The organism is Pseudomonas farris (assembly GCF_019145235.1).
In the GTDB taxonomy this organism is placed as follows: domain Bacteria; phylum Pseudomonadota; class Gammaproteobacteria; order Pseudomonadales; family Pseudomonadaceae; genus Aquipseudomonas; species Aquipseudomonas farris.
The window spans coordinates 252638-266549 of the sequence record NZ_JAHSTV010000008.1 but is presented as its reverse complement, the minus strand read 5'-3'; the positions used below and the strand labels follow the sequence as shown (position 1 = coordinate 266549).

The 13912-nt window shown below is 59.4% G+C and carries 19 protein-coding genes; 7 read left to right on the top strand and 12 right to left on the bottom strand.

Translation table 11 applies throughout. The annotated features are described in order from the left end of the window. Nucleotides 1-56: 56 nt before the first annotated feature. Nucleotides 57-911 carry an RNA polymerase sigma factor RpoH gene (rpoH, locus tag KVG95_RS18710; RefSeq protein WP_007897890.1) on the top strand — a complete coding sequence of 285 codons (855 nt, stop codon included), beginning with the start codon at nucleotides 57-59 and terminating at the stop codon, nucleotides 909-911. Between the two features lie 189 nt (nucleotides 912-1100). On the opposite strand, the gene mtgA is transcribed toward rpoH, so the two are convergent. Continuing rightward, nucleotides 1101-1823 carry a monofunctional biosynthetic peptidoglycan transglycosylase gene (gene mtgA, locus KVG95_RS18705; RefSeq protein ID WP_217857479.1) on the bottom strand — a complete coding sequence of 241 codons (723 nt, stop codon included), beginning with the start codon at nucleotides 1821-1823 and terminating at the stop codon, nucleotides 1101-1103. A gap of 74 nt (nucleotides 1824-1897) precedes the next feature. Between mtgA and KVG95_RS18700 the strand changes: the two genes are divergently transcribed. The 4 genes from KVG95_RS18700 to trmB all read left to right on the top strand — a co-directional run bounded on the left by KVG95_RS18700 (nucleotide 1898) and on the right by trmB (nucleotide 4150). After that, nucleotides 1898-2269, top strand: a complete 372-nt coding sequence (locus KVG95_RS18700; protein ID WP_038980963.1) for a DUF423 domain-containing protein — start codon at nucleotides 1898-1900, stop codon at nucleotides 2267-2269. A gap of 90 nt (nucleotides 2270-2359) precedes the next feature. Continuing rightward, nucleotides 2360-2560 (top strand): sulfur carrier protein ThiS, encoded by a 201-nt coding sequence (gene thiS / locus KVG95_RS18695; RefSeq protein ID WP_217857478.1) that lies wholly within the window; start codon nucleotides 2360-2362, stop codon nucleotides 2558-2560. Between the two features lie 60 nt (nucleotides 2561-2620). Next, nucleotides 2621-3415 (top strand): thiazole synthase, encoded by a 795-nt coding sequence (locus tag KVG95_RS18690; RefSeq protein ID WP_007897902.1) that lies wholly within the window; start codon nucleotides 2621-2623, stop codon nucleotides 3413-3415. A 9-nt stretch (nucleotides 3416-3424) separates the two neighbouring features. Continuing rightward, nucleotides 3425-4150 (top strand): tRNA (guanosine(46)-N7)-methyltransferase TrmB, encoded by a 726-nt coding sequence (gene trmB, locus KVG95_RS18685; RefSeq protein ID WP_217857477.1) that lies wholly within the window; start codon nucleotides 3425-3427, stop codon nucleotides 4148-4150. A 137-nt stretch (nucleotides 4151-4287) separates the two neighbouring features. Here the strand turns inward: trmB and KVG95_RS18680 are convergent, their stop codons facing one another. The 10 genes from KVG95_RS18680 to KVG95_RS18635 all read right to left on the bottom strand — a co-directional run bounded on the left by KVG95_RS18680 (nucleotide 4288) and on the right by KVG95_RS18635 (nucleotide 11285). After that, nucleotides 4288-4611: a DUF3392 domain-containing protein gene (locus tag KVG95_RS18680; protein ID WP_217857476.1), complete on the bottom strand. Its 324-nt coding sequence runs from the start codon at nucleotides 4609-4611 to the stop codon at nucleotides 4288-4290. Nucleotides 4612-4620: 9 nt separating this feature from the next. Beyond that, entirely contained in the window at nucleotides 4621-5826 is a 1206-nt protein-coding gene (gene hemW / locus KVG95_RS18675; protein WP_225923211.1) for a radical SAM family heme chaperone HemW, read from the bottom strand. After that, complete coding sequence (rdgB, locus tag KVG95_RS18670) at nucleotides 5823-6419, bottom strand: RdgB/HAM1 family non-canonical purine NTP pyrophosphatase (RefSeq protein ID WP_217857475.1); 597 nt, start codon at nucleotides 6417-6419, stop codon at nucleotides 5823-5825. The genes hemW and rdgB overlap by 4 nt, the downstream gene beginning before the upstream one ends. After that, nucleotides 6416-6850 (bottom strand): DUF4426 domain-containing protein, encoded by a 435-nt coding sequence (locus tag KVG95_RS18665; protein WP_217857474.1) that lies wholly within the window; start codon nucleotides 6848-6850, stop codon nucleotides 6416-6418. The genes rdgB and KVG95_RS18665 overlap by 4 nt, the downstream gene beginning before the upstream one ends. Nucleotides 6851-6876: 26 nt before the next feature. Then, entirely contained in the window at nucleotides 6877-7497 is a 621-nt protein-coding gene (gene metW, locus KVG95_RS18660) for a methionine biosynthesis protein MetW (protein ID WP_052964988.1), read from the bottom strand. Nucleotides 7498-7504: 7 nt separating this feature from the next. Beyond that, nucleotides 7505-8644 carry a homoserine O-succinyltransferase MetX gene (gene metX / locus KVG95_RS18655; RefSeq protein ID WP_217857473.1) on the bottom strand — a complete coding sequence of 380 codons (1140 nt, stop codon included), beginning with the start codon at nucleotides 8642-8644 and terminating at the stop codon, nucleotides 7505-7507. A 180-nt stretch (nucleotides 8645-8824) separates the two neighbouring features. Further along, nucleotides 8825-9121, bottom strand: coding sequence for a DUF167 domain-containing protein (locus KVG95_RS18650; RefSeq protein ID WP_217857472.1), 297 nt, complete (start codon nucleotides 9119-9121; stop codon nucleotides 8825-8827). Beyond that, complete coding sequence (locus KVG95_RS18645; RefSeq protein WP_052964991.1) at nucleotides 9121-9708, bottom strand: YggT family protein; 588 nt, start codon at nucleotides 9706-9708, stop codon at nucleotides 9121-9123. Before KVG95_RS18645 ends, KVG95_RS18650 begins: the two co-directional genes overlap by 1 nt. 24 nt (nucleotides 9709-9732) lie before the next feature. After that, nucleotides 9733-10551, bottom strand: a complete 819-nt coding sequence (gene proC, locus KVG95_RS18640) for a pyrroline-5-carboxylate reductase (RefSeq protein ID WP_217857471.1) — start codon at nucleotides 10549-10551, stop codon at nucleotides 9733-9735. Nucleotides 10552-10577: 26 nt separating this feature from the next. Beyond that, nucleotides 10578-11285, bottom strand: coding sequence for a YggS family pyridoxal phosphate-dependent enzyme (locus KVG95_RS18635; protein WP_217857470.1), 708 nt, complete (start codon nucleotides 11283-11285; stop codon nucleotides 10578-10580). 56 nt (nucleotides 11286-11341) lie between these two features. On the opposite strand from KVG95_RS18635, the gene KVG95_RS18630 reads away from it, so the two are divergent. Next, nucleotides 11342-12376: a type IV pilus twitching motility protein PilT gene (locus KVG95_RS18630; protein WP_123500239.1), complete on the top strand. Its 1035-nt coding sequence runs from the start codon at nucleotides 11342-11344 to the stop codon at nucleotides 12374-12376. A gap of 143 nt (nucleotides 12377-12519) precedes the next feature. On the opposite strand, the gene KVG95_RS18625 is transcribed toward KVG95_RS18630, so the two are convergent. After that, entirely contained in the window at nucleotides 12520-13140 is a 621-nt protein-coding gene (locus KVG95_RS18625) for a C40 family peptidase (RefSeq protein WP_217857469.1), read from the bottom strand. Between the two features lie 250 nt (nucleotides 13141-13390). Here KVG95_RS18625 and KVG95_RS18620 point away from each other — a divergent pair, with 250 nt between their 5' ends. Then, nucleotides 13391-13822 carry an NINE protein gene (locus KVG95_RS18620; protein WP_217857468.1) on the top strand — a complete coding sequence of 144 codons (432 nt, stop codon included), beginning with the start codon at nucleotides 13391-13393 and terminating at the stop codon, nucleotides 13820-13822. Nucleotides 13823-13912 lie beyond the last annotated feature (90 nt).

Sequence of the window (13912 nt, the reverse complement as noted above, 5' to 3'; positions counted from 1 at the left end):
GGTCAATTTTCGCAGTGCTGAACTGCACGAGTTATGTAAGTCGGAGGTTTTTTCGTATGACCAATTCTTTGCAGCCTGCATATGCTCTGGTCCCGGGTGCGAACCTGGAGGCCTATGTGCACACGGTGAACAGCATTCCATTGCTGACACCGGAGCAGGAGCGTGAACTGGCCGAGAGTCTCTATTATGAGCAGGATTTGGGGGCGGCTCGGCAGATGGTGCTCGCCCACCTGCGTTTTGTCGTACACATTGCCCGTAGCTATTCCGGCTACGGCCTGGCCCAGGCTGACCTGATCCAGGAAGGCAACGTTGGCCTGATGAAAGCGGTCAAGCGTTTCAACCCGGAAATGGGTGTACGCCTGGTGTCCTTTGCGGTGCACTGGATCAAGGCAGAAATCCACGAGTTCATCCTGCGCAACTGGCGGATCGTGAAAGTTGCGACCACCAAGGCTCAGCGCAAGTTGTTCTTCAACCTGCGCAGCCAGAAGAAGCGTCTGGCCTGGCTGAACAACGAGGAAGTCCATCGCGTGGCGGAAAGCCTCGGCGTAGAGCCGCGGGAAGTGCGCGAGATGGAAAGTCGCCTGACTGGCCATGACATGGCTTTCGACCCGGCTGCGGAAGCGGACGACGACAGTGCATTCCAGTCGCCGGCCAACTATCTGGAAGACCACCGGTACGACCCGGCCCGTCAACTGGAAGACGCCGATTGGAGCGACAACTCCAACCACAACCTGCACGAAGCGCTTGAAGTGCTGGACGACCGCAGCCGCGACATCCTCTACCAGCGCTGGTTGGCAGAAGAAAAAGCCACGCTGCACGACTTGGCGCAGAAGTACAACGTGTCGGCCGAGCGTATTCGTCAGCTCGAGAAGAGCGCGATGAACAAGCTCAAACTGTCGATCGCCGCGTAACCTGCGCACCGGCAATAAAAAACGCCCCGATCATTGATCGGGGCGTTTTTGTTGGTGCCCAATATTCCTGTTAACCACAGAACCAATGTGGGAGCGGGCTTGCTCGCGAATGCGGTGTATCAGTCAACATCAAAGCTGAATGACACACCGCATTCGCGAGCAAGCCCGCTCCCACAGGGGGCTTTAGCGTTATTGAGACCAAGGCGCCCGGCGCGAAACGTTGAGCCCAAGCAGATAACTGTCCCCACCCAACTGACTCATCTGTTGGCGAATCCACCCGGCCCGTCTTGCAACGTAAGAGGTTGGATGGCTGGCGCTCCACACCCGCGGGTTCGGCAGTACCGCCGCCAGCAAACTCGCCTGCTGTCGGGATATCGAGCGAGCGCCCACACCAAAGTGATGCCGGGCGGCCGCTTCGGCGCCAAACACGCCTTCATCCCACTCGACGCTGTTGAGGTACACCTCAAGAATCCGCTGCTTGGGCCAGAACACCTCGATCAGCCCGGTAAACCAGACCTCCAGGCCTTTGCGCAGCCAACTGCGGCCAGACCACAGAAACAGATTCTTCGACACTTGCTGGCTCAGGGTGCTGGCGCCGCGAATCGAGCCGCCGCGTTCGTTATGCGCAAATGCCGCCTGAATCGCGCCGATATCAAAGCCCCAATGCTCGGGAAACTTCTGATCCTCACCGGCAATCACTGCGACTTTCAGGTCGTCGGAGATTTCGTCCCAGGGTTTCCAGGTGCGTTGCAGGTCGATGGGCTCGCCATCGAACCAGGATTCGACCTTGCGCTCGACCATCAGCGCCGTTCCCGGTGGTGGCACCACCCGAAACAGCAACACCAGCAATACGCTGCCGCCTGCGAACCAGAGCAGGGCCTTCGTGAAACGGCGGAAAATTAACTGCAGCATAGAGATGGCTTGGCCGAACCCGTTGAGCCGGCCATTATACAGACCCTGTTGATCGAGTCTGACTGGAGTTCTTCATGTTGCGTGGCTTCCTGATGCTGGCTGCTTTTTTCGGCTTCACCGGAGTTGCCTTGGGCGCATTCGCTGCCCATGGCCTGAAAAGCCGCCTGAGCGCCGAGTACCTGGCGATTTTCCATACGGGTGTCACCTATCAACTGGTGCATACCTTGGCGCTGCTGGGTGTAGCGCTGCTCGCTACGCAGATTCCCGGTCGACTGATTACTTGGGCCGGCGCATCATTTGCTATTGGCATTCTGTTGTTTTCCGGCAGCCTGTACCTGCTGACGATAACGGGCATAAGCAAGCTCGGGATCGTTACGCCCTTCGGTGGCCTGGCGTTCCTGGTCGGCTGGGTTTGCCTGGGGCTTGCCGCTTGGCGGTTGAGCTGACCACGCGGTCCATTTCGTGACGAATGGCTTGGGTCGGCCTGACTGATCGGGCTAGAATGCCAGCCCCTAAAAATGATGGCGGCATTCGGTATGCGCATTCAATTGAACGGCGAATCCCTTGAACTGCCCGACGGTGAAACCGTTGCGGCCCTGCTGACCCGTCTGGAGCTGACCGGGCGCCGGGTGGCGGTCGAGCTCAATCTGGATATCGTCCCGCGCAGCCATCACGCTGAAACCACGCTGAACGACGGCGATTCCATCGAAGTGGTCCATGCCATCGGCGGCGGCTAGTCGTCCGGCCCTAATGGGCACAGAATTCTGCAAGAACCTCACCCCTACAGAGGATTTCCCATGAGCATCGTTCGTAGCGACAAGCCTTTCGTCCTGGCCGGTCGTACTTACCAGTCGCGTTTGCTGGTAGGCACCGGCAAGTACCGCGACATGGAAGAAACCCGCCTGGCCATCGAAGCCTCGGGTGCCGAGATCGTCACCTTCGCCGTGCGCCGCACCAACCTCGGCCAGAACCCGGGCGAACCGAACCTGCTCGAAGTCCTGTCGCCAGATCGCTACACATTCCTGCCTAACACCGCCGGCTGCTTCGACGCTACCGAGGCTGTGCGTACCTGCCGCCTGGCCCGTGAGCTGCTCGGCGGCCACAACCTGGTGAAGCTGGAAGTGCTGGCGGATCAGAAAACCCTGTTCCCCAACGTGATCGAAACCCTCAAGGCCGCCGAAGTGCTGGTCAAGGAAGGTTTCGACGTGATGGTGTACACCAGCGATGACCCGATCATTGCCCGTCAACTGGCGGAGATCGGCTGCATCGCGGTCATGCCGCTGGCCGGTCTGATCGGCACAGGCCTGGGGATCTGCAACCCGTACAACCTGCAGATCATCCTCGAAGAAGCGAAAATTCCGGTGCTGGTGGATGCCGGTGTCGGTACTGCCTCCGACGCCACCATCGCCATGGAACTGGGTTGCGAAGCGGTGCTGATGAACTCGGCCATCGCCCATGCCCAGCAGCCGATCATGATGGCTGAAGCCATGAAACACGCCATCGTTGCAGGTCGCTTGGCCTACCTCGCCGGCCGCATGCCGAAAAAACTCTATGCCAGCGCCTCCTCGCCGCTGGATGGTCTGATCAAGTAAGAGCCATTGATGACTGAATCAAACGACACGCCTATCCAGACGGAAGAAGGCGAAGAGCGCCAACACCGCCGCATCAAGAGTTTCGTGATGCGCGCCGGGCGCATGACTGAAGGCCAGCAACGCGGTCTGGACCAAGGTACGCCGCTGTTCGTACTGCCTTTGGCCGATGCGCCGGTGGACTTCGATCAGGTGTTCGGTCGCTCGGCACCGCGCTCGCTGGAAATCGGCTTCGGCATGGGCCATTCGCTGCTGGAAATGGCTGCGGCCTCGCCGGAGCAGGATTTCATTGGCGTTGAGGTTCACCGTCCGGGTGTCGGCGCGCTGCTCAATGGCGTGCTGACTCAGGGCCTGACCAACCTGCGCGTCTACGATTGCGATGCGATCGAAGTGCTCAACCGTTGCATCGGTGACAACAGCCTCGATCGCCTGATGCTGTTTTTTCCGGACCCGTGGCACAAGAGCCGCCACCACAAGCGTCGTATCGTTCAGGCCTCGTTCGCTGAACTGGTGCGCAGCAAGTTGAAGGTCGGCGGTGTGTTGCACATGGCCACCGACTGGGAACCGTACGCCGAGTACATGCTGGAAGTGATGAACGTCGCCCCGGGCTATCGCAACCTTGCCGAAGACGGCAAATGCGTCCCGCGCCCGACCGAACGCCCGATCACCAAGTTCGAACGCCGTGGCGAACGCCTTGGGCACGGCGTGTGGGATCTGAAGTTCGAAAAACAGTCCTGAGCCCTACGCAATACCAAATGTGGGAGCGGGCTTGCTCGCGAAGGCGTCGTATCAGTCAACATCACTGTTGAATGATCTACCGCTTTCGCGAGCAAGCCCGCTCCCACATTTGTTTTGTTTTGTGTTGTGCTTGGAGATCAGCGGCGGTCGGCTACAACGCCAATCAACACCAGCACCACCAACAGCACCGGTGCCAGGCTGTAGTTGTTGAACTGGCCGAGGCCTTTGATGATCCATGGCGTTGCATAGATCAGCGCCACGCCGCTGCCGACCATGCACAGCAGGGCCATCAGCGGGACGCGCAGGGCGCCGGCGATGCTGCCCAGGCGTTGGTCGACCCAGCCTTTGATGTCGGCGCCAAACAGCACCAGCAAACAGCCCACCAGCGCCAGAGAGATTTCCGACAGGTTGCTACGGCTCCAGCGGGACACGGTGGCGAGCAGGTCGAGTACCAGATCCATTCGATTTCCTTATGTCAGAAAATTCTGCAGCAAGTCATTGAGAAAGAGTTGTCCGCGCAGCGTGGCCGCCAGACGTGACGGTTCGACCTGCAACAAGCCACTTTGTTCGGCCTCGCGACGGCCTTCGGCGAGGCTTTCCAGGGGCAGCCCGGTGCGCTCCGGATACAACCGCGCTTCGACGCCCTCGGTCAGGCGCAAGGCGTTCATCAGGAACTCGAACGGCAGTTCTTCGTTGGTCAGGGCTTTCTCGCCGGCCTGGAAGCTTTTGGCCGGGTTGAGGTAGTCCTTCGGCAGGCGGGTCTTCCAGGTGCGCACGATGCGCCCGTCCGGATGGCTGAGCTTGCCGTGGGCGCCGGCGCCGATGCCGATGAAGTCGCCGAAACTCCAGTAATTGAGGTTATGCCGCGCCGCACGACCGGGCTGGGCATAGGCCGAAACTTCGTATTGCGCGTAACCGTGTTCGGCCAACAGTGCCTGACCGGCCTCCTGAATATCCCACAGGGTGTCGTCTTCCGGCAGCGTCGGCGGCTGGTTCCAGAACACCGTGTTCGGTTCCAGCGTCAGCTGATACCAGGATAAATGGGTCGGCTTCAGGGCAATGGCCTGGCGCAGATCGTTCAGGGCATCGTCCAGGGACTGATCGGGCAAACCATGCATCAAGTCCAGATTGAAGTTGTCGAAGCCGGCCTGACGGGCCATGTCGGCGGCACGAACTGCTTCATCACCGTTGTGAATCCGCCCCAGCGCCTTGAGTTTCTCTTCCTGAAAGCTCTGGATGCCGATCGACAGGCGATTGATGCCCAGCGCCCGGTAGGCGCGGAATTTCTCCTGCTCGAACGTTCCAGGGTTGGCTTCCAGGGTGATTTCAATGTCGCTGGCAAACGGAATACGTTGCTCGACACCTTTGAGCAAACGGCCCAGAGCCTCGGCACTGAACAGGCTCGGCGTGCCGCCACCGAAGAAGATCGAGCTCAGCTCACGGCCATAAACCGCATGCAGGTCCTGATCGAGGTCGGCCAGCAGGGCGTCGACATATTCTTCTTCCGGCAGCACGGGGCTGGCGGTGTGGGAGTTGAAGTCGCAATAAGGGCATTTGCGTACACACCACGGGATGTGGATGTACAACGCCAGGGGCGGCAGCACGGGCAGGGCCGCTCGAGGCGATTGTGCGGCGCCGCCGAAAATCAGCGGCGACGCGGACGAGTCATGGGTCATTTCAGGCCCAGACGCTGGCGCAGCAGATCCATTGCACGGGCGCGGTGACTGATCTGGTTCTTGTCGCTCGGGCTCAGTTCGGCGCTGGAGCATTCACGCTCCGGCACCCAGAACAGCGGGTCGTAGCCAAAACCGTGTTCGCCGCTGGACTGGGTCAGGATGCGCCCATGCCACAGGCCTTCGCAGAGAATGGGCAACGGATCGTCGGCATGACGCACCAGCGCCAGCACACAGACAAACTGCGCACCGCGCTCGGCTTCGGGCACCTCTTTCAACACGTCGAGCAGTTTGGCGTTGTTCGCCGCATCGCCTTTGCCGTCGGCGTAACGGGCCGAATAGATACCTGGCGCACCGCCGAGGAAATCCACCGCCAGCCCCGAATCGTCGGCCAAGGCCGGCAGACCGGAAATGCGCGAGGCATTGCGGGCCTTGAGAATGGCGTTCTCGACGAACGACAGGCCGGTTTCTTCAGGCTCGACGCTGCTGAACTCGCCGATCGAGCGCAAGTGCACCGATTCGCCGAGCATGGCCTGGAGTTCCTTGAGTTTGCCGGCGTTATGGCTGGCCAGTACGAGTTGCGTGAAATTCATCATTGGCCGGGGAAAAGCTCTTGCTGGAAATTGATGGTGTTGGTTTTGTCGCCGGTTTTAACATCGATCTTGAAGGTGCGGATTTCCTGCTGATCCACCGGGAACTGGGCGATGTAGTACACCGCGCCTGTTTCAGTGATCTGTTTGAACTTCAACGGAATGCTTTGGCTGGTCAGGTCTTTGACCGTGCCGCTGACCTGAGCCGTCTGTGGTTTACCTTCCTTGAGTACCGAAACGTTGATCACGCCCTGATTCTTGCTGCGGGTCAGCTCGGCCGCTTTGGCGATATCCGGTGTCAGGAAAGTGGAATTGAAGGTGTTGTAATGCACCGTCACGTCGCCAAAGGTTTCCTTGCGCTCGCCCTTGATGACGTCGGCGGCCATGGCGGTGACGCTCAGGCAGGCAGTAAGTAAAAACAGTGCTAGACGACCCATGATCGTTCTCCTCGAAGTGTCGTGATTCAGACCGCGACCTTGTGGTCCGGCAGACCGGGGCTGCTGACGCGATAGATGCCGATCTCACCTAACAGATTAGGCCATAGCTTACTGGCCCACCCATGCCGATGCTGTTGATCCACGGCAAGCCGATCAATGACCTTGGCTTCACGTTCGCGACACAGCGCTTCAAAGTCTTCGAAAGTGCAGAAGTGGATGTTCGGCGTGTTGTACCAGGTGTATGGCAGAAACTCCGAAACCGGCATCCGGCCCTTGCTCGCCAGGTACCAGCGGCAGCGCCAGTGACCGAAGTTGGGGAAGGTGATGATGCACTGGCGACCGACCCGCAGCATTTCGTCGAGGATCCTGTCCGGGTAGTGCACAGCTTGCAAGGCCTGGGTCATGACCACGATGTCGAAGCTGTTGCTGGCAAAGTTGCCCAGGCCCTTGTCCAGATCTTGCTCGATGACGTTGATGCCCTTGGCCACGCACTCGGCGATGTTGTCCGGGTCGTTTTCCAGGCCATAGCCGGTGACCTGTTTGTGATCACGCAGCCAGGTCAGCAACTCGCCGTCACCGCAACCGAGGTCGAGCACGCGGCTGCCGGCGGGGATCCATTCCTGGATGATTTCCAGATCGGCTCTCATGTCTTCCTCAAAGCGCTATACGGTTCATGTAATTGCTGAAGGCCTGCAAATAACGCGGGATCGGAATCAGGAAGGCATCGTGGCCTTGCGGAGCGTCGATCTCCAGGTAGCAGACGTCTTTTCTGGCCGCCATCAGCGCGTCCACCAGTTCCCGCGAGCGGGCAGGGGAGAAGCGCCAGTCGGTGGTGAAGGACATCACGCAGAACCTGGCCTGGGCATTGGCGAAGGTTTTCGCCAGGTCATTGTCGAAGTTCGCCGCCGGGTCGAAGTAGTCCAGCGCCTTGGTCATCAGCAGGTAGGTGTTGGCGTCGAAACGTCCGGAAAACTCCTCGCCCTGATACCGCAGGTAGCTTTCGACCTGGAACTCGACGCTGTGGAAGTCGTAGTTGAGCTTTTCGCTCTTCAGGCCGCGACCGAATTTCTCGCCCATGGAGTCGTCGGACAGGTACGTGATGTGCCCGACCATCCGCGCCAGCATCAGCCCGCGCTTGGGGATCACCCCCGCTTCCTGGAACGAACCGCCGTGGAACTCCGGGTCGGTGAGGATCGCCTGGCGTGCGACTTCGTTGAATGCGATGTTCTGCGCCGACAGTTTCGGTGCCGAGGCGATCGCCAGGCAGTGCCGCACGCGGTCCGGGTAGGTGATGGTCCACTGCAAGGCCTGCATGCCGCCGAGGCTGCCGCCGATCACCGCCGCCCATTGGCGGATGCCGAGCAGGTCGGCGAGGCGTGCCTGGCTGTGGACCCAGTCTTCCACGGTCAGCACAGGGAAGTCGGCGCCAAACGGCTTGCCGGTTTCCGGATTGATGCTGCTGGGGCCGGTGGAACCGTTGCAGCCGCCCAAGTTGTTCAGGCTGACCACGAAGAACTTGTTGGTGTCGATCGGTTTTCCGGGGCCGATGCAGCTGTCCCACCAACCGGGTTTGCGGTCGTCGGGGCTGTGGAAGCCGGCAGCGTGATGGTGACCGGACAAGGCGTGGCAGATCAGCACCGCGTTGCTCGCCGTAGCGTTCAGCGTGCCGTAGGTTTCGTATATCAGGTCATAAGCGGGCAACGAACGTCCGCAGGCCAAGGCCAGGGGTTCACTGAAGTGCGCCACTTGCGGCGTCACCAGACCAACAGAATCGGGGGGGAAGGCAGCTGGCATCGACCCTGCTCTCATTGAAATGAGGCGTAAGTCTAAAGACCGGTGGGGTTAGCGGCAAGCAAAGGCCGGGCCTGTTTTTTCCCCAGGTAGACCGAGGCGCGGCAATCGCGAGCAGGCTCGCTCCCACAGGGACGCATTCCATTGTGGGAGCGAGCCTGCTCGCGATGAGCGATGACACGGTCAGCCTGCCGGGCGCACCAGATCCTGCAAATCCGGCAGCTTCTTCGGCGAGCAAATCCGCACCCGTTTCTGCCGGTTCAGCTCCCCGCTGAGCAAACTCACCTGACTCTTGGAAACCCCGAACGCCTTGGCCAGAAACGCCATCAGATACGCATTGGCCTTGCCTTCAACCGGCGGTGCGGTCAGGCGGATCTTCAGGCGATCGCCATGCAGCCCGCAGAAATCATCGCTGCGGGCCGCAGGTTGCAGGTGACACTCCAGAATCAGGTCATCACCGTCCCAGCGAAAGTAGCTCATCAGATCAGGCCGAGCAGCCCCTGTGGCATGAGGGCATAGTACGCAAGGCGCGGGATCAGCCAGCTTTGCACCAACTGGATTGCGATAAACGCGAAGATCGGCGAAATATCGAGACCGCCCAGGTTCGGAATGATCCGACGGAACGGCGCAAGCACTGGTTCAGTAATCTGCGCGACCAGCTCTGCGCCTGGATTGTGACTCCCCGGGGCGACCCAGGACAGAATCACACTGATGATCATTGCGTAGAACAGAATACTCAAGAACAGCGAGAAGATTGCGATCAGTGCCCAAGGCACCAAGAACAGCCAGTCAACCATGAAGCCTTTGAGCAGCAGGATGACCGCTATCAGCACCATCTGCACGATCAGCGCCAGTACCAGTGACGACATGTCCAGCCCGAACATGCTCGGGATTACCCGGCGCAGAGGCTTGAGCAACGGTTGAGTGGCTTTCACGATGAACTGGCAGAGCGGGTTGTAAAAATTCGCCCGAACCAATTGCAGGATAAAGCGCAGCAGTACGATCAGCAGGTACAGGCTGCCCAAGGTTTTAATTACGAAGATGGCAGCGTCATTGAGTCCGAGCATCATTGATTCCTTTGTAAGAGCTGATTAGCGGCCGAGTTGCTCAGCCATCTCGGCCGAGCGGTGCGCAGCGGCGCCGAGTGCTTTTTCTACCAGGGCTTCGAAGCCGCCAGCCTGGAATGACTTGATCGCCGCTTCGGTGGTGCCCGCAGGCGATGTCACGCGACGACGCAGTTCAGCCGCGTCGACATCGCTTGCGACTGCCATGTGTGCAGCGCCCAAAGCGGTTTGCACGGTCAGTTGTGCGGCGATGTCCGCTGGCAGGCCGAGCTTCACACCTGCAGCGGTCATGGCTTCGATCAGCAGGAAGAAATACGCAGGGCCGCTTCCGGAAACGGCGGTGACCGCGTCCAGTTGCTGTTCTTCTTCCAGCCACAGGGCAATGCCAACCGCCGACAGCAGCTCCTCAGCCTGTTGGCGTTGTTCGGAGCTCACCTCGCCGGTGGCGTACAAGCCGCTCACGCCCTGGCGCAGCAGCGCCGGGGTGTTGGGCATGCAGCGCACGATAGGCTGGGCGCCAAGCCAGTTGTTCATGCTGGCGCAGGTGATGCCGGCCGCAATCGAGACCACCAGTTGATTTGGCTTGAGGCTTGGGCGAATGGCTTCGCAAACGGCTTTCATCGCCTGCGGTTTGACCGCCAGCACGATCACGTCCACGCCCTGAATGGCTTCGGCGTTCTCGGCAAACACTTCGATGCCGTGTTCGGCGCTCACGCGGGCACGGGTTTCTTCACCCGGATCGCTGGCGCGGATTTGCGCGGCGTCCAGACCTTTGGCGCGCAGGCCGCCGATCAGGCTGGCGGCCATGTTGCCGGCTCCGATAAAGGCAATACGAGTCTTGCTCATGTCAGGTCCTTATAGAGAGAGGTGAGTCAGCCACGGTGAGGCTGACTATGCACTTGTTGAGAGCCGCGGGCGCCAAACAGGGCCGTACCGATACGAACCCAAGTGGCGCCCTGGGCAATGGCCGACTCGAGGTCGTGGCTCATGCCCATGGAAAGTGTGTCGAGTGGCAGATTCAGGCTGGCTTGCAGGCTCTGCACGGCAGCAAAGGCTGCATCCTGGGCGGCGCGATCTTCAGTCGGCTCGGGAATCGCCATCAGCCCGCGCAATTTCAGATGCGGTAGAGCGCTGATGGCATCGACCAGGGCGGGCAGATCGGCCGGGGTGCAGCCGGACTTGCTGGCTTCGCCGCTGACGTTGACCTGGATGCAGATGTTCAATGGAGGCAAATCGGCAGGGCGTTGTTCGGACAGGCGTTGTGCGATTTTCAAGCGATCCACGGAATGCACCCAGTCGAAATGCTCGGCGATAGCGCGAGTCTTGTTCGATTGAATGGGGCCGATGAAGTGCCAGATCAAGGGCAGGTCGGCCAATTCGAGCTGTTTGCTCAAGGCTTCCTGCAGGTAGTTCTCGCCAAAATCGCGCAGGCCGGCGGCATACGCTTCCCGCAGGGCTTCGGCGGGCTTGGTCTTGCTCACGGCTAGTAGCTGGATGGTGTGCTCGTCGCGCCCGACGGCGAGCGCGGCAGCACGGATGCGTGAACTAACCTGAGCAATGTTGTCTGCTATCGTGGACATCAAGAGGCGCCAGCGGTCTGAAGGTTCGCGGCATTCTACTGGAATTGAGGAGCGCTATGGATATCACTGAGCTGCTGGCTTTCAGCGCCAAACAAGGCGCGTCTGACCTGCACCTGTCCGCCGGTCTGCCACCGATGATCCGTGTCGACGGCGATGTGCGACGCATCAACCTGCCGGCCCTGGATCACAAGGAAGTGCATGAGCTGATCTACGACATCATGAACGACCTCCAGCGGGTGGACTTCGAGAAGCATCTTGAAACCGACTTTTCCTTCGAAGTGCCCGGCGTGGCGCGTTTTCGGGTCAATGCCTTCAACCAGAATCGTGGGGCTGGCGCGGTATTCCGGACCATCCCGTCCAAGGTCTTGAGCATGGACGATCTGGGCATGGGGGAGGTGTTTCGCAAGATTACCGAGGCGCCCCGGGGCCTGGTGCTGGTAACCGGTCCGACCGGTTCCGGCAAGTCCACTACGCTGGCGGCGATGATCGATTACCTGAACAACCATCGCCATCACCACATCCTCACCATTGAAGACCCCATCGAGTTCGTCCACGAATCGCGCAAATGCCTGATCAATCAGCGCGAAGTCCATCGCGATACCCGCAGCTTCGCCACGGCGCTGCGCTCAGCCCTGCGCGAAGACCCGGACGTGATTCTGGTAGGGGAAATGCGTGATCTGGAGACTATTCGGCTGGCATTGACTGCCGCCGAGACCGGTCACCTGGTGTTCGGCACGTTGCACACCACTTCGGCGGCGAAAACCATCGACCGGGTGGTGGACGTGTTTCCGGGCGACGAGAAATCAATGGTGCGCTCGATGCTCTCCGAATCGTTGCTGGCGGTGGTGTCGCAGACATTGATCAAGAAAATCGGTGGCGGACGAGTTGCCGCCCACGAAATCATGCTTGGCACTTCAGCGATCCGTAACCTGATCCGCGAAGACAAGGTGGCGCAGATGTACTCGTCAATTCAGACCGGAGGGTCGCTGGGGATGCAGACACTGGATATGTGCCTGAAAGAGCTGGTGACCAAGGGCGTGATCAGCCGCGAGCATGCGCGGGAGAAGGCGCGGTCGCCGGATAATTTTTAAGGGGGAGTTGTAGCGCTTTCATAGACGCCTTCGCGAGCAAGCCCGCTCCCACATTGTAACGCATTCTAATGTGGGAGCGGGCTTGCTCGCGAAGAGGCCATCATGTTCAAAGCAGATTTCGGGTCTGCTCCGGAGCGCTCAAATCAACGCTGAACAACCCGCAATGCGTTCTGTTCTTTCGGCAGAACCCGCTTGGCAACCACGTAGTGGCTTTCCCAATACGGTTTCTTCAGGGTGTCGATGCTCACCGACTTGCCACGGCGTGGTGCGTGGATGAAGCGGTCGTTGCCCAGGTAGATGGCAACATGATTGACCCGGCGGCTCTTGAGTTTGAAGAAAATCAGGTCGCCAGGCTTCAGATCGTTGCGATCGACCTTCTCGCCATGACCGCTGGCCATGGCGTTAGAGGTACGTGGCAGATCAAACGTGGCGTCGTTGAACGCGTATTTCACCAGACCGCTGCAATCGAACCCTTTACTTGGGGTGCTGCCACCCCAACGATAAGGCGTACCGAGCACGTTTACCGCGCGGCTCAGTACATTGCTGCTTTCCTTGGTCGCCATCGGCGGGACCAGCGTGCTGTTTACGCCGCTCAGTTGGCTGGAGCGTTTTACGGTCTGTTTGTTTTTGCTCGAAGGAGCAGAAGCATGGGATTTTGGGGTGTAACCATTAACGTTGGGAAGACGTTGCTCACGATTGGTGGCGTGGGCGGCCAGGGGCAATAATAGGCAAATGGTTAGCCATGTCTTGAAAAATGGACGCATTAGGCAAGGCTCATATGTGTGAACGCGCAACTTTATAACAGCTTTTTTTGCCCTTCCGAGGCCGTTGGTCGATTCAGACTGGGGGGCGCGGAACTAAAAAGCGGCAAAATTGACGTGAGTTGTCTGGCAAAAGTCAGGTATTACAAGGCTTTGACAGGAATGAAGGTAGCATTTGCCGTATGTCGGCCACCTGTAAAAAAGTCACAAAGAATTCAAGAATATTTCTCTATCGTGTGAGTCGAGGTCATCCATGAACACCTATCAACAACCCGCTTCACAGCAAGACACACACAGCAAAGTGATCGGTTACCTTTTGTGGATTTTCGGTTTTACCGGGGCTCACCGCTTCTATTACGGCAAGCCGGTGACCGGGACGATCTGGTTTTTTACCTTCGGTTTGCTGGGTATCGGCTGGCTGATCGACCTGTTTCTGATCCCCGCCATGGACCGTGAAGCGGACCTGCGCTTTACCGCCGGCCCCATCGAATACAACGTCGCGTGGATTCTGCTGACGTTTCTCGGGGTTTTCGGTGTGCACCGGATGTATCAGGGGAAGTGGATCAGCGGGTTGCTGTACCTGGTGACGGGCGGGTTGTTCTTTCTGGGGGTGTTGTATGACTTCTGGACGTTGAATGACCAAGTGTCGATTCGCAACGCGCAGAACAGAGGCGCCTTCCAATAAGTTGTGGCGAGGGAGCTTGCTCCCGCTGGGTCGCGAAGCGACCCCAAAACAGGTCTGCTGCGCAGCCCAGCGGGAGCAAGCTCCCTCGCC

Bases quoted from the DNA above. Each gene is read 5' to 3' on its own strand.
- rpoH (WP_007897890.1), top strand. From the start codon at position 57: ATGACCAATTCTTTGCAGCCTGCATATGCTCTGGTCCCGGGTGCGAAC.
- mtgA (WP_217857479.1), bottom strand. From the start codon at position 1,823: ATGCTGCAGTTAATTTTCCGCCGTTTCACGAAGGCCCTGCTCTGGTTC.
- KVG95_RS18700 (WP_038980963.1), top strand. From the start codon at position 1,898: ATGTTGCGTGGCTTCCTGATGCTGGCTGCTTTTTTCGGCTTCACCGGA.
- thiS (WP_217857478.1), top strand. From the start codon at position 2,360: ATGCGCATTCAATTGAACGGCGAATCCCTTGAACTGCCCGACGGTGAA.
- KVG95_RS18690 (WP_007897902.1), top strand. From the start codon at position 2,621: ATGAGCATCGTTCGTAGCGACAAGCCTTTCGTCCTGGCCGGTCGTACT.
- trmB (WP_217857477.1), top strand. From the start codon at position 3,425: ATGACTGAATCAAACGACACGCCTATCCAGACGGAAGAAGGCGAAGAG.
- KVG95_RS18680 (WP_217857476.1), bottom strand. From the start codon at position 4,611: ATGGATCTGGTACTCGACCTGCTCGCCACCGTGTCCCGCTGGAGCCGT.
- hemW (WP_225923211.1), bottom strand. From the start codon at position 5,826: ATGACCCATGACTCGTCCGCGTCGCCGCTGATTTTCGGCGGCGCCGCA.
- rdgB (WP_217857475.1), bottom strand. From the start codon at position 6,419: ATGATGAATTTCACGCAACTCGTACTGGCCAGCCATAACGCCGGCAAA.
- KVG95_RS18665 (WP_217857474.1), bottom strand. From the start codon at position 6,850: ATGGGTCGTCTAGCACTGTTTTTACTTACTGCCTGCCTGAGCGTCACC.
- metW (WP_052964988.1), bottom strand. From the start codon at position 7,497: ATGAGAGCCGATCTGGAAATCATCCAGGAATGGATCCCCGCCGGCAGC.
- metX (WP_217857473.1), bottom strand. From the start codon at position 8,644: ATGCCAGCTGCCTTCCCCCCCGATTCTGTTGGTCTGGTGACGCCGCAA.
- KVG95_RS18650 (WP_217857472.1), bottom strand. From the start codon at position 9,121: ATGAGCTACTTTCGCTGGGACGGTGATGACCTGATTCTGGAGTGTCAC.
- KVG95_RS18645 (WP_052964991.1), bottom strand. From the start codon at position 9,708: ATGCTCGGACTCAATGACGCTGCCATCTTCGTAATTAAAACCTTGGGC.
- proC (WP_217857471.1), bottom strand. From the start codon at position 10,551: ATGAGCAAGACTCGTATTGCCTTTATCGGAGCCGGCAACATGGCCGCC.
- KVG95_RS18635 (WP_217857470.1), bottom strand. From the start codon at position 11,285: ATGTCCACGATAGCAGACAACATTGCTCAGGTTAGTTCACGCATCCGT.
- KVG95_RS18630 (WP_123500239.1), top strand. From the start codon at position 11,342: ATGGATATCACTGAGCTGCTGGCTTTCAGCGCCAAACAAGGCGCGTCT.
- KVG95_RS18625 (WP_217857469.1), bottom strand. From the start codon at position 13,140: ATGCGTCCATTTTTCAAGACATGGCTAACCATTTGCCTATTATTGCCC.
- KVG95_RS18620 (WP_217857468.1), top strand. From the start codon at position 13,391: ATGAACACCTATCAACAACCCGCTTCACAGCAAGACACACACAGCAAA.